Source organism: Bacillus sp. FSL R10-2780 (genome assembly GCF_038006125.1).
GTDB classification, from domain to species: Bacteria; Bacillota; Bacilli; order Bacillales; family Bacillaceae_G; genus Bacillus_A; species Bacillus_A cereus_U.
In genome coordinates this window covers 3,253,601-3,268,595 of the sequence record NZ_JBBOUQ010000001.1, presented here as the reverse complement: position 1 = coordinate 3,268,595, position 14,995 = coordinate 3,253,601, and the positions used below count along the sequence as shown (strand labels likewise).

The following is a 14,995-nucleotide window of genomic DNA, read 5'->3' as shown; positions in this document are numbered from 1 at the left end:
CAGAGAGGGGAGTTCAATCGTTAACTTATTCAATTACACCAGAATTTGTAATATTTACGGTATATTTTACTTTAACAGGGACATCTTTGTACATTTTTTTCCACTCTTCTAATTTAAATGGACGATAATGTTGTTTATATTTTGCTCCTAGCCCAAGAGGATCGACACCTAAAGATTTAAACTGCTTAATTAATTTGGCAGCCTGTACGTCTAATTGTTTTTGGACGGCTTTTTCAATTTTTTTTGTGTTCTTAGCATTTTCTAAGTTAATTTGTTTCGATAGTTCTTGAATACGGGCATCAAGCGTAACGTGAATGAGAAAAGAAGGTTTCCCGTTTTTTATTTTTATATCGTAAGTTGGAACAGAACGAATATTATTAATCATTACGTACGCAGAATCCGTTTTAAATTCATGTGAATCTAATCTGTGTTTCTCTAACAGTCCTTTAAATAGGAACATATCTTTTTCCTCAATTTTACCGATATATTTATCCTTTTTAAAAAGACCAATTCCACTGATTTTTATTTTGTCAGCATGTTTCTTTAAAATCGGAATATAGTAGTCTTGCCCTTCTTGATAATAACGAAATGCTCCTACATGCAGGTTATCCTTTGGTAAAGGACCAGTTTCCATATTATGTTCTAGCAATTTCTTTATATAAATTGCAACATTGGATGAAGTCGTATATTTTCCTTTTAAAAGTTCAGTACCACTTCCCTCTAATAAAGCAACGTATAAAGCGTTCCCTATATTCACATCTCGAATTAAAGTGTCAAATGTAGTAGACATTCCTTTTTTTGCAAGTTTTATAGTAAATAGCGAAACCCGCATTTGTCCGCTAGCAAATGGTTGAGAAGATTCTAAAGATGTATTTGCTTTTACTTGTTTTACTGCATTTGCGGTTCCTTCAAAAACTTGAACTTTATTCCCTTTTTGCTGAATGGGACAAACAAATGTTACTTTAACTTTATTATCTTTTGCTACATCAAATACGGTTCCTTGAATAAGCTGTATATCATCGATGATGTTTTTTTGTAAACATCCAGTAAGACTGAAGAGTGTTATGCAAGAAATAAGTATTAATTTGCTTTTGCTTTTGATATTTTCCATTTTCTTTTCACCCACACAATGATAAATAGGATTGGGATGTATACATAAATGAGCCAAAAACTAACTTTTGATGCATTACTAGTAAAATTATTAATGTCGTGTCTGTTTGTTAAAAGTTGTGAAACAATGAGGATGATAAGGATAAAAGCGATTAGAACCCCTCTTTGTTTTACGCGAAATATTTCGTGAGTTCCTCTCATTGCTGCCCATAAAGGAAGAATTGAACTCGTAACAATAACGAGTGCATAAGCTGAAATAGCAATATATTCTAGCCTTTCTATGAATGGTAATTGAATTACCTGGGTCATAGAAAGTTGTGACCATATCGTTTTTAACAATTGTTTCTCACTAAAAAATGTAAAGGCTAAAAGGGTACTAAATAAAAATAGAAGGTTTGAAAAGAGTGCCCCGTATTGAGCGAATTTATGCGATTTTTTAGGTTGTTTTACAAATGGATATACCATAAGATAGATCTCAAATCCGGTCATACTATATACTGAAAGTTTTGCAGCTTTTAAAATATCTGAAAAAGAGTGTGTAAACATAGGAAGTAAATTATCCCAATGTGAGTATTTCAAAACGAAAAGGCTAAGAAATAAATAACCAAGTGTACCGCCAACTGAGATGACGCAAATACCAGCAATGACACGAAATCCGGAAGAAATAATATAGTAACTGACTAGGCATAAAAAGAGTGTTAACATCCAAGTGGAAGCGGTAGGAAACATCCAAACTTGAATAATTTCGACGTATGTTCGAATGACAGAAATACTAATGATTAAAAAATACGCCATAAAAATGAGGTTGATCCCGTTTCCTAACCATTTTCCAAATGTTTGGCGTTGTAAATCAATTAAATTCCCATTTGTTTCTTTTAATAAAAAATACATCATCCATATTAGAATATGGATACAGATTCCTGTGATTAGAACTCCCATCCAGCCGTCGTATCCAGCAGCCTTTGCAATAATTCGAGCAAACCCGAGAACTCCGGCGCCAAATTGTGCACTGTGAATTAAGAAGAAAACAAAGATGGGGGATATTTGATATTCTTCTTTAACTTTACTCATCGATGCACCTCATTTCTTAATCATCAAAATCTGACGTATGTTTTGTTGAAATTCCTTTTGCAGCTTTTTTTACATGCTGTGGTCTCGCTTGTACATCTCTTGTATCAATCATCGTTAATGGAAAACGAATCCATGAATCTTTCATTGATTGTTGTCTAGTTGGATAAAAAAGTGCGTACGGTTTACGTAAAGAAGTTAGTCTAAAAAGATGGGTAAATAAAAAGATAAATCCAAGAGAGATACCAAATAGACCACCTATTTCTGCAAAGGCGAGAAATGGGAAACGCAGTAAACGAACGGCGTTACCCATTTTATAAATAGGTGTAATAAAGGATGCAAGTGCTGATAAGGCAACGATAATTAATAAAATATTACTCGTTAAACCAGCTTGTACAGATGCTTGTCCGATTACGATACCGCCTACAATACCAAGTGTTTGACCAACTTTCATTGGTAATCTCGCGCCAGCTTCTCTTAATAAATCGATGGCAAGTTCTAAGAAGAGTGCTTCAATTAAAGGTGGAAACGGAACTTGTGCCCTTGATAAAATTAACGTTTCCAATAAATCACTAGGAATTAATTCATAGTGATAGTTTAAAGTGGCAACATATAATGGTGTCGCGCAAATTGAGAATAAAACAGCGATTAGCCGTAAAATTCTTGAAAATGTAGCGTATAGCCAAGAGACGTTATAGTCTTCTGGTGAAATGAAGAAATCGAAATATGATACAGGTGTTAGTAAAACACTTGGAGAACCATCAACAAAAATAGCGATTTTGCCATCGATAAGTGCCTTTGTAACTCTGTCAGTGCGTTCTGTATTGATATAGAGCGGGAAAATTGACTTTTCCCCCATCAATTCTTGTATATAAGCACTATCATTAATTTGATCATATTCAAGAGCCCGTAATGATTTCTCTAGAAAATCTACATTCTCTTTCTCAGCTAGGTTATTTAAATACATCATAACGACTTTTGTTTTTGAGAACTCTCCGATAATCATTTCTTTTGTTTGGAGATCTAAAACAGGAAGGCGTTTTCGTACTAAATTAATGTTTGTATCAATATCTTCTACAAAACCTTCTTGAGGACCAATAACAGTCGATTCATTTAAAGGAGGAGTTGGTGCACGATAATTATCAATCGCAATATTCGCAAGCATACACTTTTGATCTTGCTGATTTAATTGAATAATTGCATGCCCTTTTAAAACCATGTCCTCAATCTTTTGTAAATCGTTTGTAATTGTAATGCCGCTCATTGGAATATGTTCTTTTAATACTTCGAATGAAGTGTTAGGGTGTTCTAAAAGTGTTGGCATTAAATATTTTTGTAACTTCTCACCATCAAGTGAAGGACGATAGTAAGAAATCCAATAAGGCATCGTTTCATCGTCAGATGTATGGTAATTAACAAAATCACTAGACTGTTTTAGCTTCTCTATTAACTCTTGTAGAGAATGAATATGTTCATTTTCTGGTTTGCTAAAGTCATAAATGCTGTTACTTCCTGAGCTTTGTTGTTTGTTTTGAGAATTATCCTCTTGTTTAGAACTTTGCTGTTTGTTTTGAGAATTATCCTCTTGTTTAGAACTTTGTTGTTTGTTTTGAGAATTATCCTCTTGTTTAGAACTTTGCTGTTTGTTTTGAGAATTATCCTCTTGTTTAGAATTTTGCTGTTTGTCTTGAGAAGAATCCTCTTGTTTAGAATTTTGTTGTTTGTTTTGAGAATTATCCTCTTGTTTAGAACTTTGCTGTTTGTTTTGAGAATTATCCTCTTGTTTAGAACTTTGTTGTTTGTTTTGAGAATTATCCTCTTGTTTAGAACTTTGTTGTTTGTTTTGAGAATTATCCTCTTGTTTAGAACTTTGCTGTTTGTTTTGGGAAGAATCCTCTTGTTCAGAACTTTGCTGTTTGTTTTGAGAATTATCCTCCTGTTTAGAACTTTGTTGTTTGTTTTGGGAAGAATCCTCTTGTTTAGAATTTTGTTGTTTGTTTTGGGAAGAATCCTCTTGTTTAGAATTTTGCTGTTTGCTTTGAGAATTATCCTCTTGTTTAGAATTTTGTTGTTTGCTTTGAGAATTATCCTCTTGTTTAGAACTTTGCTGCTTGTTTTGAGAATTATCTTCTTGCTTAGAATGTTGCTGTTTGTTTTGAGAATTATCCTCTTGTTTAGAGTTTTGTTGCTTATTTTGAGAAGAATCATCAGTTTGTTCCGTACTTTTTGGCTCGTCATTCTTATTTTTGTTATGTTCCTTTTGATCATCAGACTGTTGTTTCGAATCATCTGTCTCTTTTGTATTTGAATTTTTTTTCTTACGTAACCAATTCCAAATCATATGTATGCCCTCTTTGATTGTGTAATATAGTGCTATTTTGTGGCTAATTTTGTATATTATTCATTTATTTATGAAAAGAAGGAGGAGATTGGTTTGCATAGAAAAAATCCTTTAGTAAGCAGTTCATAAAACGACGGGAAGAAGGCGAGTCTGTGCAAATTGTAAAAAAGGAGAAGTTTGTTTTAAAAGAGTTTGTGTTTGAAAGTGGTAGGGAAGTTCCTGTTCAAATGGGGTATGAGACGTATGGTGCTTTGAATAGAGAAAGATCAAATGCGATTTTGGTTTGTCACTATTTTAGTGCAACAAGTCATGCGGCTGGAAAATATACAGAGCATGATGAGGGGGCTGGTTGGTGGGATGGATTAATTGGACCTGGGAAAGCAATTGATACAAATAAATATTTCATTATATGTACTGATAATCTTTGTAATGTCCAAGTGAAGAACCCATATGTGATTACAACGGGACCGAAATCGATAAATCCGATGACTGGTTTTGAGTATGCGATGGATTTTCCAGTTTTCACATTTTTAGATGTAGCACGTATGCAATATGAGTTAATAAAAGATATGGGGATTTCTAGATTACATGCTGTAATGGGACCGTCGGCAGGTGGGATGATTGCGCAGCAATGGGCTGTCCACTATCCTCATATGGTAGAACGAATGATTGGAGTTATTACGAATCCGCAAAACCCAATTATAACGTCGGGAAATGTAGCGCAAAATGCGATCGAAGCAATTCAGCTTGATCCAAATTGGAAAGGTGGAAAGTACGGAGAGGAACAACCAACGAAGGGGCTTCATTTGGCGAATAAAATGATGTTTATGAACGCATTTGATGAACATTTTTATGAAACGGCATTCCCGCGGAACAGTATAGAAATGGCACCTTATCAGCAATTTTCTGCATTAACATCATTTGAGAAAGAAATAAATAAAGTGACATGTAAAAGTATAGATTTAGTAGATGCAAATTCATGGATGTACACTACAAAAGCGGTCTTATTACATGATATTGCACATGGATTTTCTTCCTTAGAAGAGGCTCTTTCTAAGATTGAAGCGAATGTACTCATGATTCCATGTAAACAAGATTTACTTCAGCCGCCTCGTTACAATTATAAAATGGTAGAAATTTTGCAAAAGCAAGGGAAGTATGCAGAAGTATATGAAATAGAAAGTATAAATGGGCATATGGCAGGAGCGTTAGATGTTCATTTATTTGAAAAGAAAGTTTATGAGTTTTTAAACCGGAAAGTATCTAGTTTTGTGTAGGAAATAATTAATGTGGAAAGGTGCATGATTTATAGTAGGCACCTTTTTTTACATGATTTGCAGACGGAAAATATATGAAGCGATTGATAAACCGAAGAAAGCTATACTAAGTAATAGAAATAAGAATGACATTTCTTGAGGGGATTTTATCTTTTTATTATTTTTCATACTAAGAGCAATAACTGCAAAAACTAAGAAAATGATGCCCATAATGAAAAGAAAAAGTGTCATTTTAACTGGCTCCTTTCATCAAACAAGTATATTGAGGATACAATGCGCTAGTTATGTTTGTAAAGAATAAGTTTTGCGGGAAAATTGAGAAATACATGTTCCATTCTTTGCGTTCCTTCCTTCGCGTGCTAAAATTGATGAGAAATGATTGTTTAAAGAAGAAACTGAAGGTTTTATTGTATATAAGGAGGAACTACATATGACAGAAGTAAAAACAATTACTACAGAAGAAGTGCAAGAGCGTTTAGAAAATGGAGAAACATTATTTTTAGTAGATGTAAGGGAAGATGAAGAAGTAGCGGCAGGGAAAATTCCGGAAGCTGTACATATTAAAATGGGCGATATTCCAAATAAAGTAGATTTCTTTGAGAAAGAGAATGAATATATCTTTATTTGCCGTTCAGGAATGCGTAGTGAAAATGTATGCCATTATTTAAATGAGCAAGGATTTAAAACAGTGAATATGGTTGGCGGTATGCTTCAATATGAAGGCGAAACTAAATAAGTAGCTGCAAAAACTTGAAACGTGTTTGTTTCAAGTTTTTTTCTTTTGCATACAGTGTATAAAAGGGGGGTAGGTAAATGGGGATTAACGTGCGTAAAGTAAAAATTATAAATAATACAGGAGCTGTTAATGTCGGTGACTGTTATGATATCTCACCTTTAGCTGTGGCAAAAATATATGCTGGTGCTGGAGGATCGAGTGCGGCTGTTTTTTTAAATGGGAAACGACAGCCAGAAGCTGTGATTAGAACATCAGTGTTTCTTCCGCCATTAGCGACGAGTACACGTACATTAGGTGCATAAAGGAAAGGTAGAGTGTAAGTATGCCTGCACGTATTAAAGAATTTATTATAGTTAATAATACTGGGAATATATTTACAGGGGATAATTTGAGTGATACGTCATTTACTGCTACGAAATCGTATAGTGGTTCAATGGGTTGCACTTGGATTGATGTTGTTACAGTAATAGGAACGGAGACGAAGCTTTGTTTACAGCCGGGAGATTCTGTGACGACAACATATACACGAGGAACTCCTGCTGGCACTTTAACAGGAACAAATATGGGGCAAAGTGTAAATGCATCGGGTATAGCGCAAGCTGTCCCGAATACAGATAATATGGATTCAATTGCTGGACTCCCTTAAGGAATTAAGGGAGTTTTTATTATTTAAAATAAAAATAGTCTTTGAGATTGTTTTTGTAAATACATATTAAGAAGAAGAGGTTTGTTTAAAGGAAAAAAGATGGTGTGTAGGTGGTGAAAGTGTGAAAGAGCGCGATAGACAAAATTCATTAAACTCTAATTTCAGAATTTCACCGAATCTTATTGGACCTACCTTTCCTCCCGTTCCAACGGGATTTACTGGCATTGGGATTACTGGTCCAACCGGTCCACAAGGCCCGACTGGCCCACAAGGACCAAGGGGATTTCAAGGTCCGATGGGGGAGATGGGCCCGACAGGACCTCAAGGAGTGCAAGGGATTCAAGGACCAGCTGGACAAATGGGTGCAACAGGACCAGAAGGACAGCAGGGACCACAAGGATTAAGGGGACCACAGGGAGAAACTGGAGCGACAGGACCTCAAGGAGTGCAAGGGTTACAAGGTCCAATTGGTCCAACCGGAGCGATTGGGGCACAAGGTATACAGGGGATACAGGGATTACAGGGGCCGATTGGAGCTACCGGGCCAGAGGGACCTCAAGGAATTCAAGGAGTGCAAGGGGTACCGGGTGCAACAGGTTCACAAGGAATACAAGGAGCTCAAGGGATACAAGGCCCACAAGGATCGAGTGGAAATACGGGAGCAACAGGAGCGACTGGTCAGGGGATTAGTGGTCCGACTGGAATAACAGGTCCAACAGGGATAACTGGCCCATCAGGGGGACCTCCTGGTCCAACGGGAGTGACAGGTCCATCCGGTGGACCACCTGGTCCGACAGGAGCGACAGGTAACGGGAGGAGTAGGGGATACGGGAGCAACTGGAGTAACTGGTGCAACAGGAGCAACGGGACTGCAGGGTCCACAAGGAATACAAGGAGTACAAGGAGACATAGGCCCAACCGGTCCGCAAGGTGTTCAAGGTCCACAAGGGATCCAAGGTATAACGGGAGCAACGGGAGATCAAGGCCCGCAAGGAATTCAAGGCCCGCAAGGAATCCAAGGTCCAACCGGTCCTCAAGGAATCCAAGGAGATCAAGGCCCCCAAGGGATACAAGGGGTAACAGGTGCAACCGGATCACAAGGCCCACAGGGCATTCAAGGGATACAAGGAGTGCAAGGTCCGACTGGTCCACAAGGCCCAACCGGAATACAAGGTGTGCAAGGAGAAATAGGTCCAACTGGTCCGCAAGGAGTGCAAGGTTTACAAGGTCCACAAGGGGACACGGGTCCAACAGGAGCGCAAGGCCCACAAGGAATTCAAGGTCCAACGGGAGCAACAGGAGCGACAGGTTCACAAGGAATTCAAGGTCCAACGGGGGCAACAGGAGCGACAGGTTCACAAGGAATTCAAGGTCCAACGGGGGCAACAGGTTCACAAGGAATTCAAGGTCCAACCGGAGGCACGGGTCCAACAGGTTCACAAGGAATCCAAGGTCCAACGGGAGCTGGAGCAACAGGAGCCACGGGAGCGACCGGGGTGACTGGAGTTAGTACAACTGCAACGTATGCATTTGCGAATAATACATCAGGAACCGCTATTTCCGTTTTATTAGGTGGTACGAATATCCCATTACCGAACAATCAAAATATTGGACTAGGAATAACCGTTAGTGGTGGAAATACTGTATTTACAGTTGCGAATGCAGGGAATTATTATATAGCCTATACAATTAATTTAACGGCAGGATTACTTGTAAGTTCTCGTATAACTGTAAATGGCAGTCCGCTTGCGGGAACGATAAACTCTCCGGCAGTGGCTACTGGTTCATTTAGTGCACCAATAATTGCTAACTTGCCTGCTGGAGCTGCTGTTAGTTTACAATTATTTGGATTAGTTGCAATAGCTACATTATCTACGACAACACCAGGAGCTACTCTCACTATTATTAGATTAAGTTAATAAGTAGAAAAACCTTGGAACTTTTATGTTTCAAGGTTTTTTTATCCCAGTATTTGAGAGTCGTTCTCGCTAATCAGAGGGGAATTGATAACCTTCTATTGTTTAAAGTTTCACTTTATTCACCTTAGCAAAAACATCACGTTTCAAAAATATATTATAATAGAATGGAAAGGGATAAATTTGGCAGAAAGGGAGAGTGGCGATGCAGGAGAAGGTTAAAGATTTTTTCGGACGCCCACTTCAAGATTTGCGCATCTCTGTCATTGATCGTTGTAATTTACGGTGTACGTATTGTATGCCAGCGGAAGTGTTTGGTCCTGATTATGCTTTTTTGAAAGATGAGTTTTTACTGACATTTGATGAAATCGAGCGATTAGCAAAAGTATTTGTTAGCATCGGTGTACGGAAAATTAGACTTACTGGCGGTGAGCCATTGCTCCGTAAGGACTTAACAAAACTTATCGAACGTCTCGTGAAAATTGACGGTTTAGTAGATCTAGGATTAACGACAAATGCGATTCATTTAACGAAGCAAGCGAAGGCGTTAAAAGAAGCTGGGTTACACCGAGTAAATGTTAGTTTGGATGCGATAGATGATAATGTGTTCCGTGCAATTAATGGCCGGAATATGAATACGAAACCAGTGTTAAAAGGAATTATGGCAGCGAAAGAAGCAGGCCTTGAAGTGAAGGTAAATATGGTTGTGAAAAAAGGGATGAACGATCATCAAGTACTTCCGGTTGCTGCGTATTTTAAAGAACAAGGAATTTCACTTAGATTTATTGAGTTTATGGATGTTGGTAGTACGAATGGATGGAATTTTGATCAAGTTATTACGAAACGAGAATTAATTGATATGATTCATGGGGTGTATCCAATTGAGCCAGCTGAAGACCATTATTTTGGGGAGGTTGCGAAGCGGTATCGATACGTTGGAACGAATGTAGAGGTTGGTTTTATTACCTCTGTTTCTGAGTCATTTTGTTCTTCTTGTACGAGAGCAAGAATTTCAGCAGATGGAAAGTTTTATACTTGCTTGTTTGCGACAGAAGGAATAGATTTAAGGAAACTTCTGAGGGAAAACCTTTCAGATAATGAGTTATTAAAAGCTATACAAGATGTATGGGAGAATAGAAAAGATCGATATTCAGATGAACGGACAGAAGAAAGTGCGAAAAATCGTCCGAAAATTGAAATGTCTTATATAGGAGGATAAGAAAGGGGGATGTCGTATGCAAGAGCGATATTCAAGACAAATGTTATTTTCAGGTGTTGGGGAAAAAGGACAACGGAAAATAAGAAGGAAGCATGTGCTCGTCATCGGTGCTGGTGCGCTTGGAGCAGCGAATGCAGAAGCAATTGTTAGAGCAGGTGTTGGGAAAATAACAATTGCTGATCGTGATTATGTAGAATGGAGTAATTTACAAAGGCAGCAATTATATACAGAAGAAGATGCGAAGCATTATAAGCCGAAAGCGATAGCGGCAGCAGAACATTTAAAGGCAATTAATTCCGAAGTAGAAATTGTACCGGTTGTGACTGATGTAACGGTGCAAGAAATGGAAGAGTTAATTAAAGGTGTAGATTTAATATTAGATGCGACAGATAATTTTGAAACGCGCCTGCTTATTAATGATATATCTCAGATGTATAACGTTCCGTGGATATACGGAGGATGTGTTGGAAGTTACGGAGTAACTTATACCATCTTGCCAGGAAAAACGCCGTGTTTTCGATGTTTAATGGAACATCCGGCGAGCGGAGCGACATGTGATACGGCCGGTATTATACAGCCAGCAGTGCAATTAGTAGTTGCACATCAAATAACGGAAGCCTTGAAAATATTAGTAGAAGATTTTGAGGCACTTCGTGAAACAATGCTATCATTTGATCTTTGGAATAATCAACAGATGGCATTTAAAGTGAATAGGCAGAAAAAGGATACATGTTTATCTTGTGGAAAGCTACGTACATATCCGAGTTTAACATTTGAAGCACAAACGAAAACAGAAGTATTATGTGGGCGAAATACAGTTCAAATCCGTCCAGGTGTGCGTCAGGGTTTTAATTTAGAAGAAATTAAAAAGCGCTTACAAAAAAGTGTGGATGTAAAAGCAACGCCATATTTATTATCATTTCCAGTGGAAGAATATCGTTTTGTTTTATTTACAGATGGCAGGGCGTTTATTCATGGTACGAATGATATGAATGTTGCGAAACGACTATATACAAGATATATAGGTTGAACCTAAAGGGAGATCCTTTAGGTTCAAATGGAAAAGGTAGGATTAAGAATTTCTAATATAATCTCCATTTTTTCCGCCCGTTTTTTCAAGTAAGTAGGTTTCGCCAATAATCATACCCTTATCAACGGCTTTACACATGTCATATACAGTAAGAGCGGTAGCGGAAGCGGCTGTTAAAGCTTCCATCTCAACGCCGGTACTACCTTCTGTTTTAACTTTTACTTCAATAAGTAGTCGATATTGTTCTTCTGACTGTTTCCAATCGAAAGAGACGTCAACACCTTTTAATAATAAAGGATGGCACATTGGGATAATATCAGAAGTACGTTTTGCAGCCATAATACCTGCAATTTGTGCGACGGCTAATACGTCACCTTTACCAATTTCATTGTGAGAGATTTTATCAAAAATCTCTTTCGTAACGAGAATGCTAGAGCATGCTATTGCTGTTCGAACGGTTATTTTTTTATCACTTATATCAACCATTTTAGCGCGTCCTTGGTCGTTGAAATGTGTGAATGAAGACATGGAATTCCTCCTTGAAGTAATTGCGATTTAATATATAAAGTGTAATCGAGATTAGATATTTTGCAAATATGAGGTGAGAAACAATGGTAGAAAAACGAATCCCGATTCAAGTTGCTGAGGCAGTAGAGCGGGTTATGAAATACGCTAAGCATGGTGAAGTAGAAGAAGTTTCTATTACAGAAAGTTACGGGAGGATTCTTGGAGAGGATGTTGTCTCAGATCACGACGTTCCTCACTTTGATCGTTCTCCTTACGATGGTTTCGCAATTCGAGCAGAAGATACGAAGGAAGCGAGTCAAGAGCAGCCGGTTGAATTTGAAGTAATAGGAGAAATCGGAGCAGGATCTGTTTTTACAGAAGAAGTAGGGGCTTTTCAGGCGGTTCGTATTATGACAGGAGCAGCTATTCCAGAAGATTGCAATGCAGTCGTAATGCTAGAACTGACGGAAGGATTCGAGAGGAACGAAAGTACATATATGAAGTTAAAACGTCCTTTCCAAAACGGTGACAATGTGTCATTTAAAGGAGAAGATATAAAACAAAATCAAGTCCTTGTTAAGAAAGGTGTTGTAATTAATCCGGGTGTTGCCGCATTATTAGCGACGTTTGGATATAGCACTGTGAAAGTTGTAAAACAGCCGGTTGTCGGTATTGTAACGACAGGCAGCGAATTATTAGAAGTGCATGAGGCGTTAGAGCCAGGGAAAATTAGAAATAGTAACTCTTATATGATTGCCGCTCAAATTATGAAAGCTGGCGGAAAAGTTCGTTACTATGGACAACTTGCCGATGAGTTAGACGCATGTTTTACAGCAGTTAAATCGGCGATGGATGAGGTTGATATTTTAATTACAACGGGCGGTGTTTCAGTAGGGGATTACGACTATTTGCCAGCTATTTATGAAAAGTTACAGGCGAATGTACTCTTTAATAAAATAGCGATGAGGCCAGGGAGTGTAACGACAGTAGCTGAAGTTGATGGAAAGCTACTCTTCGGTTTATCAGGTAATCCGTCAGCTTGTTATGTAGGCTTTGAATTATTTGTGCATCCAATTATAAAAACGTATTTGCATGCGAAGGATCCTCACGTATATAGAGCTGATGCTATTTTACAAAAGGATTTTTCAAAGCCAAATCCGTTTACTCGTTTTGTAAGAGCGAAAGCGAGCGTTGTTAATGGGGCACTACAAGCGATGCCAGTCGGTTTAGATAAGTCGAGTGCGGTCTCTTCACTTGCGGATGCAAATGCTTTTATCGTGCTGCCTGGAGGAACGAGAGGATTTGAAGCAGGAATGAAAGTGTCTGTATTATTGTTAGAATGCTCTGAGGGAAGTGATTGGCCGTGGGCAAAGCCTCTTCAATCTTACAAATAGTAGGGTATCAAAATAGCGGGAAAACAACACTTGTAGAGAAGATGGTACATGCATTAGCTGAAAGCGAAATGAAGGTTGCTACAATTAAACATCATGGTCACGGGGGCTTTCCTGAAGTAGCACAAAAAGATAGTGAAAGACACCGAAAAGCTGGTGCTGTAGTAAGTAGTGTAGAAGGTGCTGGATTACTATCTCTGTCCTCTTTACGAGATGAATGGTCCTTGCAAGAAATTATCCGCTTGTACGAATTTTTTGAAGTGGATACGATTTTAATAGAGGGCTATAAAGCTGAGGAATATCCAAAAATAGTGTTACTTCGTTCTGCGGAAGACGCTGAACTTTTACATAAAGTAGAAAATATAGCGGCGGTTATTACGTGGTATGATGCTCCGTCAAATGTACGAGAAGAATATAAAGTATTTCATATAACAGAAGAAAAATTGTATATAGACTGGTTTTTACAAACGGTTAGGGGTGCAAAATGATAAATACGTATTATGAAGTAATTGATACAGAAATCTCGATTGAAGAGGTGGCAAAGAAAGTAGTTCGCCGTGAATGTGGTGCTGTCACAACATTTATCGGAACAGTTAGGGAGTTTACGAAAGGGCGTCGTACACTATACTTAGAGTATGTAGCTTATAAGACGATGGCAGAAAAGATGCTACAGAAAATTGGGTTAGAAGTGAAGGAGAAGTGGCCCGGTACACATGTTGCGATTACGCATCGCATCGGCACGCTGCAAATTTCTGATATAGCGGTTGTTGTTGCTGTATCAGCGCCTCATCGCAAAGAGGCTTATGAAGCGAATGAATATATTATGGAGCGTATTAAGCAAATTGTTCCGATTTGGAAAAAGGAGTTTTGGGAAGATGGTGACTCATGGATTGGTGATCAATTAGAAAAAACACCATATCCAGCAGGAGAGCCTGGGAAGGAGTTATAAATATGATTCGAGTATTGTTATTTGCGAACTTGCAAGAAGAAGCAGGAACGAGTGAATTACAAATAGAGAAAGAAAATATTACGGTTGCAGAGTTAAAAGATATTGTTGCGAAAGAATATAATGTAGCAGTGTCAGCGCCAATTATGGTTGCGATTAATGAAGAGTATGCAAATGAAGATGATACGATACAATCTGGTGATGTAGTTGCACTAATACCACCAGTGAGTGGTGGTTAATATTGGATTTGTGCTATAAAAAACGACTTTCCTAAATAGGGAAAGTCGTTTTTTTATGGAATTTTGGAGAACACTATCTTATAGGAAAAGGAGGAAGTTATGAAAAAGATATGTGTAATGATTTCAATGATATGTTCTGTTTTTTTCTTTTCTCCAAGCAATTCTTTGGCAAAAGAATCGACGGAACAGCTTTTAGAAAGTGCGTTACTGAATCGATATTACTCGGTTATAAGGCAAGTGACAGAAGATCAACATGAATGTGAATCCGTTACAAACATAAAGCGCATAGGGAAGAAAGATGAGTTTATTCCTAAATTTGCAGTTACGATACAATTTCTTACATTTCAAGGGGCACATAATCCGCCGAACGATCGTATTACACTCACTTTAGAAGATTATTTGGATCAAATAAAAATAAAAAAAGTAGAGCGAGAAAAAAATGTTTCTGGTGCGACTGCAGAAAAGGTTTGCGCACGAGCGAAAGAGAAAATGAAAGCTCATTTAAATGATTTAGAGTAGCGCCTTAAAAAAGGAATTTGTATGATTTTTAGTAGAGAGAATGAACGATG

General features: G+C 37.9%; 16 protein-coding genes and 1 pseudogene. 12 read left to right on the top strand and 5 right to left on the bottom strand.

Annotated elements, in window-relative coordinates:
• Positions 1-25: 25 nt before the first annotated feature.
• Genes NSQ47_RS17070 through NSQ47_RS17060 form a run of 3 tightly spaced genes read right to left on the bottom strand, consistent with a single transcriptional unit; the run spans position 26 to position 4,519 of the window.
• Positions 26-1,111: a Ger(x)C family spore germination protein gene (locus tag NSQ47_RS17070; RefSeq protein ID WP_002112379.1), complete on the bottom strand. Its 1,086-nt coding sequence runs from the start codon at positions 1,109-1,111 to the stop codon at positions 26-28.
• Positions 1,081-2,181, bottom strand: coding sequence for a spore germination protein (locus tag NSQ47_RS17065; RefSeq protein ID WP_002112377.1), 1,101 nt, complete (start codon positions 2,179-2,181; stop codon positions 1,081-1,083). Before NSQ47_RS17065 ends, NSQ47_RS17070 begins: the two co-directional genes overlap by 31 nt.
• Before the next feature lie 16 nt (positions 2,182-2,197).
• A complete protein-coding gene (locus tag NSQ47_RS17060) occupies positions 2,198-4,519 on the bottom strand; it encodes a spore germination protein (RefSeq protein ID WP_341037467.1) in 2,322 nt (773 codons plus the stop codon).
• A 152-nt stretch (positions 4,520-4,671) separates the two neighbouring features.
• On the opposite strand from NSQ47_RS17060, the gene NSQ47_RS17055 reads away from it, so the two are divergent.
• Positions 4,672-5,796 carry an alpha/beta fold hydrolase gene (locus NSQ47_RS17055; protein ID WP_341037466.1) on the top strand — a complete coding sequence of 375 codons (1,125 nt, stop codon included), beginning with the start codon at positions 4,672-4,674 and terminating at the stop codon, positions 5,794-5,796.
• 48 nt (positions 5,797-5,844) lie between these two features.
• On the opposite strand, the gene NSQ47_RS17050 is transcribed toward NSQ47_RS17055, so the two are convergent.
• Positions 5,845-6,027, bottom strand: a complete 183-nt coding sequence (locus tag NSQ47_RS17050) for a hypothetical protein (protein WP_002129493.1) — start codon at positions 6,025-6,027, stop codon at positions 5,845-5,847.
• A 199-nt stretch (positions 6,028-6,226) separates the two neighbouring features.
• Between NSQ47_RS17050 and NSQ47_RS17045 the strand changes: the two genes are divergently transcribed.
• The 6 genes and pseudogenes from NSQ47_RS17045 (at position 6,227) to NSQ47_RS17020 (ending at position 11,343) form a co-directional block, all read left to right on the top strand.
• Complete coding sequence (locus tag NSQ47_RS17045) at positions 6,227-6,532, top strand: rhodanese-like domain-containing protein (RefSeq protein WP_000141214.1); 306 nt, start codon at positions 6,227-6,229, stop codon at positions 6,530-6,532.
• A 77-nt stretch (positions 6,533-6,609) separates the two neighbouring features.
• Positions 6,610-6,834: a spore germination protein gene (locus NSQ47_RS17040; RefSeq protein WP_341037463.1), complete on the top strand. Its 225-nt coding sequence runs from the start codon at positions 6,610-6,612 to the stop codon at positions 6,832-6,834.
• A gap of 20 nt (positions 6,835-6,854) precedes the next feature.
• The gene (locus NSQ47_RS17035; protein WP_002167540.1) at positions 6,855-7,178 is read left to right on the top strand and encodes a hypothetical protein; all 324 of its coding nucleotides are present in this window, start codon (positions 6,855-6,857) and stop codon (positions 7,176-7,178) included.
• Positions 7,179-7,362: 184 nt separating this feature from the next.
• A pseudogene (locus NSQ47_RS17030) lies at positions 7,363-9,097 on the top strand (BclA C-terminal domain-containing protein); the annotation flags it as partial.
• Between the two features lie 202 nt (positions 9,098-9,299).
• Positions 9,300-10,313 carry a GTP 3',8-cyclase MoaA gene (moaA, locus tag NSQ47_RS17025; RefSeq protein ID WP_131232012.1) on the top strand — a complete coding sequence of 338 codons (1,014 nt, stop codon included), beginning with the start codon at positions 9,300-9,302 and terminating at the stop codon, positions 10,311-10,313.
• A 16-nt stretch (positions 10,314-10,329) separates the two neighbouring features.
• Positions 10,330-11,343 (top strand): molybdopterin-synthase adenylyltransferase MoeB, encoded by a 1,014-nt coding sequence (locus NSQ47_RS17020; RefSeq protein WP_002160176.1) that lies wholly within the window; start codon positions 10,330-10,332, stop codon positions 11,341-11,343.
• A gap of 42 nt (positions 11,344-11,385) precedes the next feature.
• Here the strand turns inward: NSQ47_RS17020 and moaC are convergent, their stop codons facing one another.
• The gene (gene moaC / locus NSQ47_RS17015; protein WP_002112363.1) at positions 11,386-11,871 is read right to left on the bottom strand and encodes a cyclic pyranopterin monophosphate synthase MoaC; all 486 of its coding nucleotides are present in this window, start codon (positions 11,869-11,871) and stop codon (positions 11,386-11,388) included.
• 83 nt (positions 11,872-11,954) lie between these two features.
• Here moaC and NSQ47_RS17010 point away from each other — a divergent pair, with 83 nt between their 5' ends.
• The 5 genes from NSQ47_RS17010 to NSQ47_RS16990 all read left to right on the top strand — a co-directional run bounded on the left by NSQ47_RS17010 (position 11,955) and on the right by NSQ47_RS16990 (position 14,945).
• Positions 11,955-13,244 (top strand): molybdopterin molybdotransferase MoeA, encoded by a 1,290-nt coding sequence (locus NSQ47_RS17010; RefSeq protein ID WP_341037461.1) that lies wholly within the window; start codon positions 11,955-11,957, stop codon positions 13,242-13,244.
• Complete coding sequence (gene mobB, locus NSQ47_RS17005) at positions 13,208-13,729, top strand: molybdopterin-guanine dinucleotide biosynthesis protein B (RefSeq protein WP_071151606.1); 522 nt, start codon at positions 13,208-13,210, stop codon at positions 13,727-13,729. The genes NSQ47_RS17010 and mobB overlap by 37 nt, the downstream gene beginning before the upstream one ends.
• The gene (gene moaE / locus NSQ47_RS17000) at positions 13,726-14,190 is read left to right on the top strand and encodes a molybdopterin synthase catalytic subunit MoaE (protein WP_341037459.1); all 465 of its coding nucleotides are present in this window, start codon (positions 13,726-13,728) and stop codon (positions 14,188-14,190) included. Before mobB ends, moaE begins: the two co-directional genes overlap by 4 nt.
• Before the next feature lie 2 nt (positions 14,191-14,192).
• Positions 14,193-14,426 (top strand): molybdopterin converting factor subunit 1, encoded by a 234-nt coding sequence (moaD, locus tag NSQ47_RS16995; RefSeq protein WP_016106388.1) that lies wholly within the window; start codon positions 14,193-14,195, stop codon positions 14,424-14,426.
• Positions 14,427-14,525: 99 nt separating this feature from the next.
• Positions 14,526-14,945, top strand: coding sequence for a DUF3888 domain-containing protein (locus tag NSQ47_RS16990; protein WP_002112355.1), 420 nt, complete (start codon positions 14,526-14,528; stop codon positions 14,943-14,945).
• Positions 14,946-14,995: the final 50 nt, after the last annotated feature.